The organism is Pandoraea sp. LA3 (genome assembly GCF_022696215.1).
Taxonomy (GTDB): domain Bacteria; phylum Pseudomonadota; class Gammaproteobacteria; order Burkholderiales; family Burkholderiaceae; genus Pandoraea; species Pandoraea capi.
The window spans coordinates 119,353-134,470 of record NZ_PTPY01000022.1; the positions used below are offsets into that span (position 1 = coordinate 119,353).

At 63.5% G+C, this 15,118-nt stretch carries 15 protein-coding genes; 8 read left to right on the forward strand and 7 right to left on the reverse strand.

The annotated features are described in order from the left end of the window. Nucleotides 1–142: 142 nt before the first annotated feature. The 3 genes from C5N93_RS04850 to C5N93_RS04860 all read left to right on the forward strand — a co-directional run bounded on the left by C5N93_RS04850 (nucleotide 143) and on the right by C5N93_RS04860 (nucleotide 2,132). The gene (locus C5N93_RS04850) at nucleotides 143–772 is read left to right on the forward strand and encodes a response regulator (RefSeq protein WP_242558464.1); all 630 of its coding nucleotides are present in this window, start codon (nucleotides 143–145) and stop codon (nucleotides 770–772) included. A gap of 9 nt (nucleotides 773–781) precedes the next feature. After that, nucleotides 782–1,666 carry an ATP-binding protein gene (locus tag C5N93_RS04855; protein WP_242558465.1) on the forward strand — a complete coding sequence of 295 codons (885 nt, stop codon included), beginning with the start codon at nucleotides 782–784 and terminating at the stop codon, nucleotides 1,664–1,666. Between the two features lie 76 nt (nucleotides 1,667–1,742). Beyond that, a complete protein-coding gene (locus C5N93_RS04860; RefSeq protein WP_242558466.1) occupies nucleotides 1,743–2,132 on the forward strand; it encodes a response regulator in 390 nt (129 codons plus the stop codon). 58 nt (nucleotides 2,133–2,190) lie between these two features. On the opposite strand, the gene C5N93_RS04865 is transcribed toward C5N93_RS04860, so the two are convergent. From C5N93_RS04865 to C5N93_RS04885, 5 genes are all read right to left on the reverse strand, one after another. Further along, the gene (locus C5N93_RS04865) at nucleotides 2,191–3,603 is read right to left on the reverse strand and encodes a DUF2252 domain-containing protein (RefSeq protein ID WP_242558467.1); all 1,413 of its coding nucleotides are present in this window, start codon (nucleotides 3,601–3,603) and stop codon (nucleotides 2,191–2,193) included. Beyond that, on the reverse strand, nucleotides 3,588–4,880 hold the full coding sequence (locus C5N93_RS04870) for a diguanylate cyclase (RefSeq protein WP_242558468.1): 1,293 nt from the start codon (nucleotides 4,878–4,880) through the stop codon (nucleotides 3,588–3,590). The genes C5N93_RS04865 and C5N93_RS04870 overlap by 16 nt, the downstream gene beginning before the upstream one ends. A 13-nt stretch (nucleotides 4,881–4,893) precedes the next feature. Continuing rightward, complete coding sequence (locus C5N93_RS04875) at nucleotides 4,894–6,090, reverse strand: hypothetical protein (protein WP_242558469.1); 1,197 nt, start codon at nucleotides 6,088–6,090, stop codon at nucleotides 4,894–4,896. A gap of 129 nt (nucleotides 6,091–6,219) precedes the next feature. Continuing rightward, nucleotides 6,220–7,140 carry an aromatic amino acid DMT transporter YddG gene (yddG, locus tag C5N93_RS04880; protein WP_242558470.1) on the reverse strand — a complete coding sequence of 307 codons (921 nt, stop codon included), beginning with the start codon at nucleotides 7,138–7,140 and terminating at the stop codon, nucleotides 6,220–6,222. Nucleotides 7,141–7,247: 107 nt separating this feature from the next. Beyond that, nucleotides 7,248–8,159 (reverse strand): LysR substrate-binding domain-containing protein, encoded by a 912-nt coding sequence (locus C5N93_RS04885; RefSeq protein WP_242558471.1) that lies wholly within the window; start codon nucleotides 8,157–8,159, stop codon nucleotides 7,248–7,250. A 181-nt stretch (nucleotides 8,160–8,340) separates the two neighbouring features. Here C5N93_RS04885 and C5N93_RS04890 point away from each other — a divergent pair, with 181 nt between their 5' ends. The 5 genes from C5N93_RS04890 to C5N93_RS04910 all read left to right on the forward strand — a co-directional run bounded on the left by C5N93_RS04890 (nucleotide 8,341) and on the right by C5N93_RS04910 (nucleotide 12,947). Further along, nucleotides 8,341–9,237, forward strand: coding sequence for an amino acid ABC transporter permease (locus C5N93_RS04890; RefSeq protein ID WP_242558472.1), 897 nt, complete (start codon nucleotides 8,341–8,343; stop codon nucleotides 9,235–9,237). After that, on the forward strand, nucleotides 9,237–10,037 hold the full coding sequence (locus C5N93_RS04895; RefSeq protein ID WP_069340110.1) for an amino acid ABC transporter ATP-binding protein: 801 nt from the start codon (nucleotides 9,237–9,239) through the stop codon (nucleotides 10,035–10,037). Before C5N93_RS04890 ends, C5N93_RS04895 begins: the two co-directional genes overlap by 1 nt. A gap of 55 nt (nucleotides 10,038–10,092) precedes the next feature. Beyond that, nucleotides 10,093–11,409, forward strand: a complete 1,317-nt coding sequence (locus tag C5N93_RS04900; RefSeq protein ID WP_242558473.1) for an LLM class flavin-dependent oxidoreductase — start codon at nucleotides 10,093–10,095, stop codon at nucleotides 11,407–11,409. Nucleotides 11,410–11,470: 61 nt separating this feature from the next. Beyond that, nucleotides 11,471–11,971: a flavin reductase family protein gene (locus C5N93_RS04905; protein ID WP_242558474.1), complete on the forward strand. Its 501-nt coding sequence runs from the start codon at nucleotides 11,471–11,473 to the stop codon at nucleotides 11,969–11,971. Between the two features lie 61 nt (nucleotides 11,972–12,032). Beyond that, nucleotides 12,033–12,947, forward strand: a complete 915-nt coding sequence (locus tag C5N93_RS04910) for an ABC transporter substrate-binding protein (protein WP_242558475.1) — start codon at nucleotides 12,033–12,035, stop codon at nucleotides 12,945–12,947. A 44-nt stretch (nucleotides 12,948–12,991) separates the two neighbouring features. Here C5N93_RS04910 and C5N93_RS04915 read toward each other — a convergent pair whose 3' ends face one another. Both C5N93_RS04915 and C5N93_RS04920 read right to left on the reverse strand, forming a co-directional pair. Further along, nucleotides 12,992–14,416, reverse strand: a complete 1,425-nt coding sequence (locus C5N93_RS04915; RefSeq protein WP_242558476.1) for a heavy metal sensor histidine kinase — start codon at nucleotides 14,414–14,416, stop codon at nucleotides 12,992–12,994. After that, a complete protein-coding gene (locus C5N93_RS04920; RefSeq protein ID WP_242558477.1) occupies nucleotides 14,413–15,087 on the reverse strand; it encodes a heavy metal response regulator transcription factor in 675 nt (224 codons plus the stop codon). The genes C5N93_RS04915 and C5N93_RS04920 overlap by 4 nt, the downstream gene beginning before the upstream one ends. Between the last annotated feature and the right edge of the window lie 31 nt (nucleotides 15,088–15,118).

The window sequence follows — 15,118 nt, forward strand, 5'->3', positions numbered from 1 at the left end:
AATCTCCTTAACAATTTCCACAGGAATTATTCGAATACTTGTTTTGGTAATTTAAATAACCTTCACCGGAAAAATTCTTACGCCGGATGAAGGCATATCCGAACCGGGGAATCTGACAGAGGCGCGTATGACGCGGGATGCCATGAACGAGTGTCGTGATTCGGTAGTGCATGTCGTCGACGACGACGCTTCCATGCGCGCGGCGCTCTCGCGCCTGCTCTGCGCGTCGGGCTATCACACGAAGGAGTACGCCTCGGCGGGGGAATTTCTCGTCAGCGAGCCCGACGCTCGTCCCGGCTGCGTGCTGCTCGATCTCGAGCTTGGCGGCCCGAGCGGGCTCGACCTTCAACGCGCGCTGCGTCGTCAGGATTCCTCGTTACCGGTCGTGTTCATGAGCGGCTACAGCGACGTGGCGCGTTCGGTCGAAGCGATGAAAGGCGGCGCCGTGGATTTTCTGATCAAGCCGTTTGGACGCGATGCCCTGGTTGGCGCTGTCGAGACCGCTATCAGTCTGGCACATGCGAAATCCCCGCCGGGCGAGACGCTGAGCGGCGACACCGACTCGACGCTCAGCGGCCGTGAACGCGTGGTATTGCAGGGCATCTCGAAAGGGCTTCGGAACAAGCAGATTGCCGCCGAACTCGGTCTGTGCGAGCGGACCATCAAGAGTTGCCGGGCCGATCTCATGCGCAAGCTCGGGGCGTCGTCGCTCGCCGAATTGCTGCGCAACGCCGAGCGGCGAGCTCCCGAAGCGAATTTGCAGGCCTCGTGAGCGCCGCCGGTGGAGGCGCTCCTTGTCCTGCTCGTCATCGCCGCGCAGTCGATCACTATTCTCGCCCTGCTCAAGCAACGCCGCGAACGCAAGCTCGCCGAACACGAGGCCGCCACACGGCGGGCCGACCTCACGCGAGCCGCACGCATCGCCACGGTGGGCGAACTGAGCGCATCGATTGCCCATGAGGTCGGTCAGCCGCTCGGGGCCATTCTCAGCAACGTCGACGCCGCCGGTCTCCTGATGCGCGACGCCCCCGACAACGCTCACGCCATGCGCGAGATTGGCGAAATCCTGAACGACGTCAGGCGTGACGCCCTGCGCGCCAACGATGTCATCGTGCGTCTGCGGGCCCTGCTTCAGAAGCAATCGATTACCTTCACGCCCGTCGATTTCGATGCCGTCCTCGAGCGCGCCGCCTCGCTTGTCCGTCCGGAAGCGCGACGTCGTGGCATCGTGGTCGATGTTTCGCTCGACACGCACGGCACGCAAGTCCTCGCCGATCAGGTGCAGTTACAGCAGGTACTGCTCAATCTCGCGATCAATGCCATGGACGCGATGGAAAATGCCGAGCATCCGGATCGCGTGTTGTCCATCGCAACGAAAACATGGGAGGACGGCGTTGAGCTGATTGTCGGTGACAACGGCGTCGGCATACCGGACGAGAGCGTGGAACAACTCTTCGAATCGTTCTACACGACAAAGTCACGCGGCACCGGTCTGGGGTTGTCCATCGTGCGCTCCATCGTCGAGGCGCACAGAGGCACGGTCACCGCACGGCGAAAAGCGGTTCGCGGCACCGAGTTCGTTCTCTGGTTGCCGCTTGCACCCACCGCGCTCGCGGGCGAATCGACACGGAGCGGCGATTCGTTCGAGCAAGTCACGCCGCATTGAATTGCCCCAGGGGGAATCGGTTTTGCCCCAAGTCCCGATAGAAGGCCGTGCAGGTTCCGCAGAAGAATGACGTCATATGGAACATGCTCGCCGCCCGCCACCGTCGGAAACATTCGTCGCGATTCTCGAAGATGACGAAGGCTTGCGTCGTGCCATCGAGCGACTGCTGAGCATCGCCGGCTACCCCACCCGTGCGTTTTCCAATCCAACGGACGCCGGCATCGTCGAGGCCATGACACGTGCCCGATGCCTCGTCGCGGACATCCAGCTGCCGGGCGCCACCGGACCGGCGTTCTACGCCTCGCTGCCCTTGCCGCGCCCGCCGGTGGTCTTCGTCACCGCCCACGACACGTCGCCCCTACGCGAAGCCGTGCATGCCATCGGCGCGCACGAGCTTCTGAAAAAGCCGTTTCTCGGCAGCGACCTGCTGGCCGCAGTGGAGCGGGCGACGCGCAACGTCGCATGACTTCGCAAGCGTGCGCGTAGCCCGCAGACCGGCGTGTCTGTCGTATATCGCACCATCCTCACACGCGGAAATCAGACGCCATGTCCTCGTCGCTGCGCGCCACCAGCTTGCCCGAGCGGCAGGCACGAATGAAGGCGTCATAGTCCTTCTGATTCTGTATCGCGTAAGCCAGCGCGTACTCGGTCATGGCATCGGCCAGACGCTTCCCGTCGCCCGCGTAGGACGATATCTCCACGGCCATCCCGCCCGACTTGGCGTGCGCCCGTGCAAGCGCCCAGCCGCAGATGCGCGCGTAGCCCGACAGAATCGTGTCGCTCATGCGCTCGACGTCTGCCGAAACTTTCATGTCGCGCAACTGGCGGAAGTAGAAGTTGCGACCGTTCGGGCCGGTCGTCCAGCCGAGGAAAGCGTCGCTCGCCGCTTGCAGCAGTCGTTGTCCCGCCACCACGCGCAACCCTTGATGGGTGACCTTGCCCGTCGGGAAATAGTGAGAGATGACCGATTCACGCGCTTCCTTGACTTGCAGGAACAGCGGCTTGCCATGCGCGTCGACGAACAACATCACGAGACAGAACGTGCCGACACTGCCCACACCCACGACCTTGAAGGCGATGTCCTGAAGCTGGAACTGCCCGATGAGTGCGCGCCTGTCGACCGGCAGTGTGCCGAGGTACTCGTCGAACGCCTGCGCGAGCTTGCCCTTCCATGCCTTCGTATCCGACCAGGCCTGCGCGTTACCCAGCAGCGAATTCGGTCCGGACGGATGGAACAGCGCCGGTGGCGCATCTTGAATGATCCACTTGCCGTCCTGAAGCTTGGCCATCTTGTCGAGCATGGCTTCGTGTGAACGACCTGCGGCCTTCTGCGCCGTCTTGCGGATCAGGCGCCGCCCTTCGCTCGTCACCGCCGTCCCGGCCATGCGCTCGAAGGTGACGATTTCATGCCAGAGATCGAGGGCGCTGTACCCCGCGTACTCCGTCATGCGCTCACAGTACTCGCGCACCGCCATCGCCACAATGTCACGAATCGTCCCGCGATCCACGCTCATGTGTTCGCCCGCGATGGCAAAGCTCGCAGCGAGCCGCTTGAGATCCCACTCCCACGGCCCTGGCGCCACTTCGTCGAAGTCGTTGAGATCGAACACGAGTTGACGTTCCGGCGTCGCAAACCCGCCGAAGTTCATCAGATGGGCATCGCCGCAGATCGGGAAGTGGAAGCCTGTCGACGGTGTTTTCGCCAGATCGTGCGCCTGCAATACCGCGCTGCCGCGATAGAACGTGAACGGTGAGACCGACATGCGGCCGTATCGCAGTGGCACAAGCGCATCCACCCGCCCGGCGCTGTTCTGCCGCAGCAACGCGACGGGATCACGGTCCACGTTCCCGACTTCCGCCTGCTGGGCGCGCGCCGCCCGTTCGCGTGCCATCTTGCCAGCCGCCTTGCGCTGCTCCAGAGTCAGATCGCCGGACATGGGACACCTCCATAGGTTGCGTGAATCGTGACGCGGTCGCGACCGCCGCTTTTCGCTGAATAAAGGGCTTCGTCCGCCGCTTGCAGCAGCAGGTCGGGTGTGCCCAACGGGATCGGCCCCGTTCCCGCCACACCGATGCTCACCGTCACGTGCCCGTGCTGACTTCCGTCGTGCTCGATAGCGGCGGCGCGCACGGCAACGCGTATGCGTTCGGCGACATCACGCGCCCCGCAGGGGTCGGTTCTCGGCAGAATCACCATGAATTCCTCGCCGCCATATCGGCCGGCAACGTCGCCGGGACGGCGGATGGAGCGCGATATCGCATGACTGACGGCAACGAGCGCCTCGTCGCCGGCGGGATGCCCGTACCGATCATTGAACGTCTTGAAATGGTCGACGTCGATGAACAGCAGCGACAGCGGCGCGTGTTCGCGTTGTGCACGGCGCCATTCTCGGTCGTACGCTTCGTCCAGCGTCCGGCGATTGGCCAGCCCCGTGAGCGGGTCGGTACTCGCCATGCGTTGCAGCGCGGCTTCGGCCAGCTTTCGGCGACGTCGCTGTCGGCCCAGCAGCGTTGCAAGCACGGCACAACCGGCACCCAGCGCCGCCGTCAGGCCCGCGACCCAGAAGGCGCGATCTCGCCAGTCCGCGAAAATCTCCCGCTTGGCGGACCGGATCTCGATATGCAGCGGCAAGTCCGTGAGCGGCTGCCAGACGTAGAGAAAGTCACCGTCGACGTCATCCGCAGGCGTAGCGCCGGCAGCGGCAGCGGGCCGCGCCGGATGCGTGCCCCGCCGTTGCGGGTCGGTACTGGCGAGCACGCTGCTATCGGGGCCGAGCAACGAAACGGTGTCGTGCGAGCCGGCAACGACGCCCGCGAACAGGCGCGGGAAGTACCCCGCATCGATGGCGGAACGCTCCCCCTTGCCGTCGGGGCGCTGCTCGAACTGCGCCAGACACCGCGACATGGCATCGGCCTTGCCCACACCGTCCGGTGCGCGCATGCACGCCGCGATGTCGCGCTCGACGACGTGTGCCGTCAGCAGCGCCGCACGGTGGTTCGCCTCGCGCGCATGATCGAGCACGGCACGACGCCCCTCGTACAGCAACGTCGCCCGTACGCCGATCACGATCACGACCGCGAGCACCACGGCAAGCAGCGTAAGACCCAGTGTGCCGAACCATCCGCCGGTATTTTGTGGCGGCTCCGCAAGGAGGGATGACGCAGACGAATTCGATGAAGACGGCGAGGCAGGAGGCGTCGAAGGCGTTGTCATGGCGGCGTCCCCGTCAGACCAGCGCTTTGACGACTTTGCCCAGCACGGCGGACAGCGGCAATTGCAGCGCCGCCACGTAGAGCATGGGCACGGTGGCGGGGATCACGATCGCAACCACGGACAACTTGCTCAACGGCATCGACCGCATGCGCGCCACCGCCTCGTAGATTGCATGGATATCGGCGACGGGGCCCAGCTCGGGGGCATCCAGAATCTCGGGTTTGCCCACGTCGCGATGCAGAATCCATCGCTGATGCACCAACCGGTCGTGATGCCCGACGAGGCTCCCGTACTCGAAGATGGCGCGACGTTTGAGCGCTCCCAGCGGCATCGCCAACGGCAACAGCGGAATGAGGAACACGATGGAGATGAGCGCCGCACTTGCGATCAGCAAGGTCTTCATCTGCAAAGCGCTTGCCCCGTGATAGACGACCTCGTGCGCGAAGGACGCAGCCACGACAGCCGAAATCGCGAATACCACCGGGCTGAACACGAACGCCATGCGCTCGACGAAACTGAGGCCGGCAACCCGGTCGGGATGCGAAGGCACCAGCGCAAGCGGCATCTTGCCGAGCTTCCACAACAGAATGAACAGCAGGCACGCCCGCCACAGCCAGGCGAGCAGCAAGACAGTGAATAGCGGACGAATGACGAGAATGAACCACCATCCGCCGAAGGTGATGCTGGCGATATCGTCGCCCGGGCTCATCCATGTCATGTCTTCGGCACGCTCGACCACGGCGCCGACCGTCGACCACGCCAGTGTCGCTGCAAAGATGATCACCCAGGGCACCGTACGATCGCGCAGCAACGCAATGCGCGTGAGTCTTTCCCTGAACTCGGGGAGTGTCTGCGGCGTGACGATGCCGCTGTCGACGAAGTAGCGGAAAAGCGGCGGCATCAGCTTCTGCGCAATCCCCTCGGCAACAATCATCAACGGGATGGCGATCAGACAGCGCGCGTGAATGCCGAAGTGGGCGACCAGCGTGTCGTCCGGGTTGTCATGGTGCGTGGCGCGGCCCGTCAGGACCGCCCAGACGGCAAGCGGCAGCCAACTGACGGCGGCGAAGATGAGCGCCCGTCGCACCGTCCCCATGCCGATGTCGGGGATGAGCCGCAGGCGTCGCTGGAGATGGAAGCCGAGATCGCCCTGTACCAGCGACAGATCGATGGCCGAGACATCGTCCGACGTGGGGTCTGCCTTGGCCATGAAAGTCTCCTTGCCGGGCGGGTGGGCGTGCGACGCAGGCTCACCAGTCTTGCGCAGGACCGGCCAGAGGACTATCGGGATTTCGGGCAACGCATTGCCCTTTGGTGCATGAAGTGCCGTATCGGCTTGTCAGACGCCGTCGCCCGTGCGCACCTGCGCCTCACGGCGCCCGGCACGCGTAGCGAGCCAGCAGAGAATCGAGCCGCCGCAGACCATGCAGGCGCCCCACCAGAACGGCGCGGACAGCGGCGTGTGCAGCACAAGTGCCGCGAGCGCGGCGGACAGCACCGGGATGAAATACGACGCGCCGACGAGAATCGTCACGTTGCCCCGCAGAATGCCGACGTTCCACGCGGCGTATCCGAAGCCCATCGCCGCCGCAGCCAGCACGAGGTAGACGCCGGCATGCAGATCGAGCGTCATGGCGCCGCCCCCACCCGCGAAGTACTTGAGCCACAACGCCACGGCAACGAGCATGAAGAACGGCGTGACACCGTTCTTGCCGTCGGCAATTCTGGCCGTCACCGTGCAGTACGCGGCCCAGATGATGGCGCCGACGAACGCCAGACCGTAGCTCAGCGGATTGTCGGCCACGTTGAGCGCCATGCCCGGCAGATCGAGCCCCTGATCGCCACCGAGCACCCAGCAGATGCCAAGCATCGACAGCACGAACCCGGGCACGACCAGCCAGTTGGCCCGCTGCTTGTTGAACACGATCGCGCTCACGAGCGTAAACGTCGGCCACAGGTAATTGACCATGCCGACCTCGATCGCCTGACGCGCCGTATTTGCGTAGCCGATGGACAGCGACAGACACAGCTCGTACGAGACGAACAGCACACTGCCCCACAGCAGATAACGGCGCGGGAAAGTGCCGAGTTTCGGAAATCCCACAGACGTCACGAGGAACAACGACGCCACCGTGTAGATCGCTGCGGCCCCGCCCGTCGCCCCGAGACTCTCACTCACCCCGCGAATCAGCGCCACGATGGACGCCCAGAGCACTACTGCGCTCAGACCAATGAGTGTCGCCTTGTTCCTGCTGTTCATACGGGTGTCTGCAAATGCCTGCGAGCTCTGCGAGTTGCCGCGAGATACCCGCATTAGGGGAAGGAATATTGCCAGCGCGGAATTATACGAAACGCCGCCCCGCCGAATCATGTGCCGGTAACGATGGCGTCGCCCAGCTTCTCCTTCGCGAACGCGCGCACGTGTTCCACGAACGAGTTCAGCAGCAACGGTGTGGGCCGCTGCGACGGCGTCAACACGGACGTATCGGTAAAGATCGCCGGTTCGAACGGCTTGAATACCACCCCCGTCCCCCGATAGCTCCAGGCACTGAAGGCGTCGATCAGCGCGACGCCGGCCCCCGCCTCGACGAACGAGCAGATCGCGTAGGAAATCTGGCTCTCCATTTGCAGCTTGACCTCGACGCCATGCGCCGCGAGCAACGCATCGATTTGCAGTCGCGCCTCCACGCTGCGCGGGTGCGCCACGAAACGTTCGCCCGCCAGGTCTTTGGGACCGATGGCCGCCCGGTCGCATAGCGGGTGCCCGGCAGGGAGCGCACAGACCATCTTCGCCGCCACCAGTCGCTCGCCGTGGGCCGTCGAATGGCTCAGGGACAGACGGGCGAAGCCGACATCGCAACGCTGCCCCACGACCATGTCGACGATCGAACGCGTGGAATGCATGACCATCGAGACATGCGCCTCGGGCCGGGTCTTCAGATAGTCCGAAATGGCATGCGGCAGGAACGAAAGCGCCAGCGCCGGCGCGGCGGCCACGTGCAACGTGCCGCGCTGCATGTTCCGAATCTCGTCCGCCGCCCGGGCGATGCGATCCACGCCCGCCAGAGAGCGCTGCACTTCCTCGTAGAGCGCACGCGCCTCCACCGTCGGATACAGCCGTCCCTTCACGCGCTCAAACAGCCGGAATTTCAGCGATCGCTCCAGATCCGCGATCAGACGCGTCGTCGCGGGCTGCGAGATATGCAGCATCTCGCTCGCGAGCGTGACCGTCTGGTGAAGCATCACGGCACGGAAGGCCTCAAGTTGGCGGAGTTTCATCTGCGCACCCAATAACAAAACATTATCGATTTGCAAAAAGAAAGCATTTCACAAGCGGATTTTGACTTTCTAACCTTCTTACATCTCCCCATTCTATGGGGTCAGGCGACGAAAAAACCGGCAATAACGAGATGTATTGAAAAAGGGGTTTACCCCAATATTCGAGAGGATGACTCACCCCATGAGTAACGAAACCACGTACACGCTCCCGCCACCGGCGGCGCGCGACGACGCCGTACCGGCACCGCCTGCGGACCAGCGCATCCATCCCCGTCCGAAGACATCGGACTGGCTCTGGTACGGCCTGTTCGGCGTAGCGCTGATCCTTTTCTACCAATGGTTCATCGACAACCCGCGCTGGCAGTGGGACGTTGTCGGGCATTACCTCTTCAATGCCCGCGTGCTTGCCGGCCTGCGCAACACGCTGATCCTCACGGCACTGGCCAGTGCGCTCGGTCTGGTCCTCGGCGGCATCGTCGCGGCCTGTCGCATGGCGGAGAACCCGGTACTGCGCGGGGCAGCCTTCGCCTACATCTGGATCGTGCGGGCCACGCCCACGCTCGCCATGCTGCTCTTCCTGTTCTTCATCTCGGCGCTGGTGCCCCGCTTCTATCTGCCGGTGCCGTTCCTGAACATGAACCTGTTCGACATCGATACGAGCAACGTGATCTCACGCCTGAGCGCCGCCATGATCGGGCTGGCGATCTACCTGGGCGGCCACAGCGCCGAGATCTTTCGCAGCGGCCTGGGCGCGGTCGACAAGGGTCAGCGCGAAGCCTGCAAGGCTATGGGCATGAGCGACTTCCGGATGATGTGGCACGTGGTCATTCCGCAGGCCGTGCGCGTCATCATTCCGCCGCTGGCCAACGAGCTGATCACGATGTTCAAGAACACATCGCTCGCCTCGGTCATCGGCTACGTGGAGTTGCTCACGACCGTGCAACTGATCTACTCGACGACCTTCGAGACCATTCCCCTGTTGACCGTCGCCTGTCTCTGGTATCTGTTCCTCACCAGTCTGGCGATGTGCGGTCAGCTCCTGCTCGAAAAGCGCTTTGGCAAAGGAGTTCATCCGTGATGAACACGACCCACGATGCGATCCATCTGCGCGCGCAGCCCCCGCTGCTGCAAATGCGTAATGTGACGAAGCAGTTCGGCACGTTCACCGCCTTGCACGGCATCGACTTCAACCTCTATCGCGGCGACGTGGTCGCCATCATCGGCCCCTCCGGGTCGGGAAAGAGCACGCTGCTTCGCTGCATCAACATGCTCGACCTGATCGACGCCGGCGTGGTGACCTTCAACGGCGAAGTGCTGGGCAGCGAGATGCGCGGCACACGCTGCGTGCGCCTGCCCAAGCGCGAACTGGATCGTCAGCGACGTTACTTCGGCATGGTGTTTCAGGGGTTCCATCTCTTTCCGCACTACTCGGTGCTCGATAACGTGCTCGCCGGTCCGCGCATCGTCGGCGGCGCCGCGCGCAAGGACGTGATCGAACGCGGCAAGTATCTGCTCGCGAGAGTGGGCCTGTCGGACAAGATGAACCACTACCCGTCCCAACTCTCCGGCGGCCAGAAGCAGCGCGTTGCCATCGCCCGCGCGCTCGCCATGGAGCCCGAGGTCATGCTCTTCGACGAGCCCACCAGCGCGCTCGACCCGGAACTGGTGCAGGAGGTGCTCGACGTCATGAAGGAACTGGCGAGCGCCGGCACCACGATGGTGGTCGTCACGCACGAGATGGACTTTGCCCGCAAGGTCTCGAATCACGTCGTCTTCATGGATGGCGGGCGCATCGTCGATCAAGGACCGCCCGAACACATCTTCCAGGGCTCGGGCACGGAGCGCAGCAAACGTTTTCTCGCCAATGTGCGCGGATGACGACGCACGCCCGCCCATCCCACGCGATAACAAACTCGATAAAACAGGATTCGACATGTCAAACGACGGAATGATGAGACTCGGCGTCTCGATGCGTTATCTGGGCTATCACATGGCCGCGTGGCGGCATCCCGATGTGCCGGCCGACGGCGCCATCGATTTCCACTACTTTCTCGAAAGCGCACGCAAGGCGGAAGCCGCGAAGTTCGACATGATTTTCTTTGCGGACGGCGTCGGCGTGAGGGCCTCCGACACGCCTCGCGGTTCGGCAGCGCGCGACGCGAAGAATGCCGAACTCGAACCGCTCACGCTGCTCGCGGCCATCGGCGCGTGCACGTCGCGCATCGGCCTCGTCGGCACCGCGTCGACCACGTACAACGAGCCCTTCCACATCGCGCGTAAGTACGCCTCCATCGACCACATCAGTGCGGGTCGCGCGGGCTGGAACGTCGTCACGTCCTGGTCGCAGCAGGAAGCGTGGAACTTCAATCGCGACGAGCATCTCGGCTACGAAGTGCGATATGAACGCGCCGACGAATTCGTCGACGTCGTGAAGAAGCTCTGGGATAGCTGGGAAGACGACGCCTTCATCCGGGATAAGGCCTCGGGCGTGTTTTACGACGAGGACAAGCTGCATGTCCCCAACCACAAGGGGAAACATTTTCAGGTGCGGGGGCCGCTGAACTCCGCCCGAACCCCGCAAGGCCGTCCGATCATCGTGCAGGCGGGTGCGGCCGAGGCTGGCCGGGAAATTGCGGCGAAGAATGCCGACGTGGTGTACAGCGCCTCATTCGACATTGCGTCGGCCAAGGCCTATTACGCCGATCTGAAAGGCCGTCTCGCGAAATATGGCCGCACGCCGGATCAACTCCTGATCATGCCAGGCTTGACGCCTTACGTCGGCCGAACCCGGCAGGAAGCGCAAGACAAGTTCGATCGGTTGCAGGAGCTGATCGATCCGCTGAGCGGCCTGTCGATCCTGTACAGCACGCTGGGCGACCTCTCCGGCTACGACCTCGACGGCCCGGTGCCGGATATCAGTTCCGGGCCGGTGAGCAGCATCGGCAACGGCCTGATCGAAATGGCACGTCGCGACAATCTCACGATTCGCCAGCTCTACAAGATCCGGGCCTCGGGCGGACGTCAGCTCATCGGCACGGCCGAGGACATCGTCGACGACATGGAGGCATGGTTCCGCGAGGGCGCTGCGGACGGCTTCAACCTGTGCCCCGCCATCCTTCCCGGCGGCCTCGACGACTTCGTCGAGCTCGTGCTGCCCGAACTGCGACGTCGCGGCCTGTTCCGCACCGAGTACGCCGCCAGCACGCTGCGTGGCAACCTCGGACTCGGTACGCTGCATTACGGCGACTGATTGACTGATTCACAGTGACTGAATGAGGCCTCCGCTTCTTCGGAGATCATGAGGTATGAGCATGAACGAACAAATTTCCGCCGACGTCTTCCGTCACGCCATGACGTGTTTCGCCAGCGGCATCACGGCGGTGACGACTTATGAGGACGGCACGCCCGCCGGACTGATCGCCACCTCGGTATGCAGTCTGTCGGCCGACCCGGCAACGATTCTCGTATGCGTCAACAAGTCGGCGTCCGCGCACGACATCCTGCTTCGCACCCGGCGCTTTGCGGTCAATCTGCTATCGGCCGAGCAGTTGCCGGTGGCGCGACGCTTCACGTCGCTGCGCGGCCCGGATCGATTCGATCCCGCGCATTGGCGCACGGGCGATCTCGACGTGCCGACCTTGCTCGACGCGGTCGTCGTCTTCGAATGTCAGTTGGCAAAGGTGCATGACGGATTCACCCACAGCATCATCGTGGGCCAGATCGTCAAGGCCACCGTTAACGACGCGCGGGAGGCCGACTGCCTGCTCTGGCATCACCGGGACTTCGCCCACAGCCCGCAGCGAGCCGCATGACCCGCCGGCATTCATCGCCATCCGGACGTGCGCGGCACGTCCCTTTCACCGAGGCCTTCGCATGACTCGTCACTTCCTCTGCGCGACACGTCGCGTATTTTCCATCGCTTGTGCCACCGCACTTGCCGCGCTGTCACTTGGCGTCTCCGGCGCGGCCTACGCGGTGGAGACAACGCCCCTGCCCGCCCCCAAAGTCGATCCGGCGCTGGCCGCGCAGGTGCCGAAGTTCTATCGCGATCGGGGCACGCTCACGGCAGGCGTCAATCCCGATGTCGCGCCGATCAAGTTCGTCGACGCTGACGGAAATATCGTCGGCTTCACGCCGGAATTGCTGTCCGCCGCAGCGGCGGTGCTCGATCTGAAGGTCAGGCTCGCGCAATCCTCCTTCGATGCGCTGATTCCGGGGCTGAGCGCCAACCGCTTCGATGTCCTGCTGTCGCTCTCGGACTTCACGTCGCGCCAGAAAGTCGTGACCTTCGTCGATTATCTGGACATGGGGCTGACGGTCATCGCGCTGCCGTCCAAGGCGAAGACACTACAATCGCTCGACGATCTCTGCGGCATGCAACTCGCGCTGCCACGCGGCACGGCGACCATGGAAAAGGCCAGCGTACTGAGCGATAAATGTCAGAAGGCGGGCAAGCAACCGGTGACGGTAGCCACCTACCCCGATTCGAACATGACGCTATTGTCGCTGTCGACCGGCGCAAGTCAGGTGGCGTGGGTAGATTCGCCGATCGGGTACTACAACGAGAGCAAGTTTCCCGCGAAGTACAAGGTCGTCTACTACAACGCGGAAGCGCCTTACGGGATCGGCTTCGGGGTCGATGAGAAAGGCAGGCAACTGGCCAACCTGATCCGGCAGGCGTTACTCAAACTTCAGAAGGACGGCACCTACGATCTCTTGCTGAAGAAATGGGGATTGACGGCGAAGGATGCCAAGCCCGACTTCCCGATCAACGGCGGGACGCGATAGGAAAATCGGGAAATCAGGGCATTCGGTCGTGACGCCCACGGGCGTCACGCCTTCGGGAACGCCAGCGTAAAACGCGTCACGCCGTTCTCGCTCGTCACGCGCCACGCGCCGCCGTGCAGTTGCATGATGCTTCGCACGATGGACAGCCCGAGACCGCTGGACTCGGACGACCGTTGACGCGACGCGTCCGCCCGGTAAAACCGGTCGAACAAACGATCGCGATGCGCCGCCTCGATCGTCGCGCCAAGGTTCTCCACATGCAGCAGCGTCTCGTCGCTGCGCTGCTCGGCGATCAGGCGAATCGCGCTGCCCTCGTTCGCGTGCCGCACCGCATTTGCCAGCAGGTTGGCCATCGCGCGACGCAGCAGTTGCGCGTCGGCCAGCACTTGGCCGTCGCCCTCACGCTCGATGCGCAGGCCACGCTCGTCTGCCAGCCCCTCGAAGTAATCGGCGATGCGCTCGAATTCATCATCCACGTCCAGCGAACGGCGGTCGATAGCGTGATCCGCGTGTTCGGCACGCGCGAGGAACAGCATGTTGTCGATCATCTTCGAAAGACGTTGCAGTTCCTCGAAGTTGGATCCCAGCAGACGCTGGTAATACACCGGCTCGCGCGAATGGCTGAGACCGACCTCCGTCTGCCCCAGCAGGTTACCGATGGGCGTGCGCAAGTCGTGGGCCATGTCGGCCGAGACTTGCTGCAATTGCGTGAAGCCCCGCTCCAGCCGTCCGAGCATCGCGTTGATCGACACGACGAGCGCATCGAGTTCGGCCGGGGTATCGCGTTGCGGCAGCCGCGTGGAGAGCGTGCCGACGCCGATGGACGCGGTCTGCACCGCCAGCCGCCGCAGCGGACGCATGCCCCGCCGCGCCAGCCAGAACGCGAGCAGCGCCGCGAGACAGGCCGCTGTCGTCGCAAACAGGAATATCTGGGTGCGGTAATCGCTCAGCATGCGCGTGCGCTCGGTCATCAGGCGACCCGACATGATTTGCAGATCGCGCTGGCCGGCAACCCCATGCGCGGTCGCAGCGACGTAGATGAACGGGGTGCCATCAGCCGCCTGCGTGTGATGCACGGCGTCGAGCGTCAACGGAGCGTCGGGTGCGACGGGCGTGACCGGCGGCACGATCGCTCGCCCGGGATTCACCTCGATGAGGGGCGGCTCGCCGGGGTATCCCACGACCAGCAGCGACTCGGTGTTCCCCAGCATGTTGGCGAACAGATGCGGCTTGTCGCGAATGAGATCGTGCGCGTCGACATCCTGCATCAACGTGCGCAGTTGATCGACACGCGTGACCAGCGCGCCATCGTCGCGCACTACCAGTTGCGCCTCAAGCTTCCAGTACAACGCGAAGCCGACCACCGCCATCGCGACGAACGCCATCAGCGCAAAGCCAAGCGCCAGCCGCGTGCTGAGCGACATGCGTTTGTCGTGCACCGTTTCCGTAGTGCCGGAGAAGGCCGTCATTCGATCTCCTCGCAGCGGTAGCCCACGCCATGCACGGTGTGAATCAACCGCGTGGCGAACGGCTCGTCGATCTTCTGCCGCAGACGTCGCACCGCCACGTCGACCACATTCGTATCGCTGTCGAAATTCATGTCCCACACGCGCGATGCAATCAGCGCGCGCGACAGGACTTCGCCCGGGTGCTGCACGAAGAAGTGCAGCAGATTGAATTCCTTGTTGGTCAGCGTAATGCGCGCGCCACCGCGCTCGACGCGACGCTTGGTGACATCGACGCAAAGATCGCCGACACGTAAGACATCGTCGGTCGACTGTGGCTGCCCGCGTCGCAGAATGATGCGAATGCGTGCGAGCAACTCCGCAAAGGAAAACGGCTTGACAAGGTAGTCGTCCGCGCCGAGATCGAGCCCTTTGAGACGGTCTTCGAGCGTGCCTCGGGCACTCAGGAACAACACCGGCGTGCGCGTGCGATCCCCCAGCTTGCGCATGACGGTCCAGCCGTCCATGCCGGGCATCATGACGTCGAGCAGAATCAGGTCGTACGTCAGCTCCTGCGCCATATGCAGACCGTCGATGCCGTTGGACGCCACGTCGACCACATACCCGGCTTCGGTCAGGCCGTTCTGCAAATATTCGCCAGTCTTCGCTTCGTCGTCTATGACCAGAATGCGCATGGTGTCGGCAGGCTCTCAAAAATCCAATGGC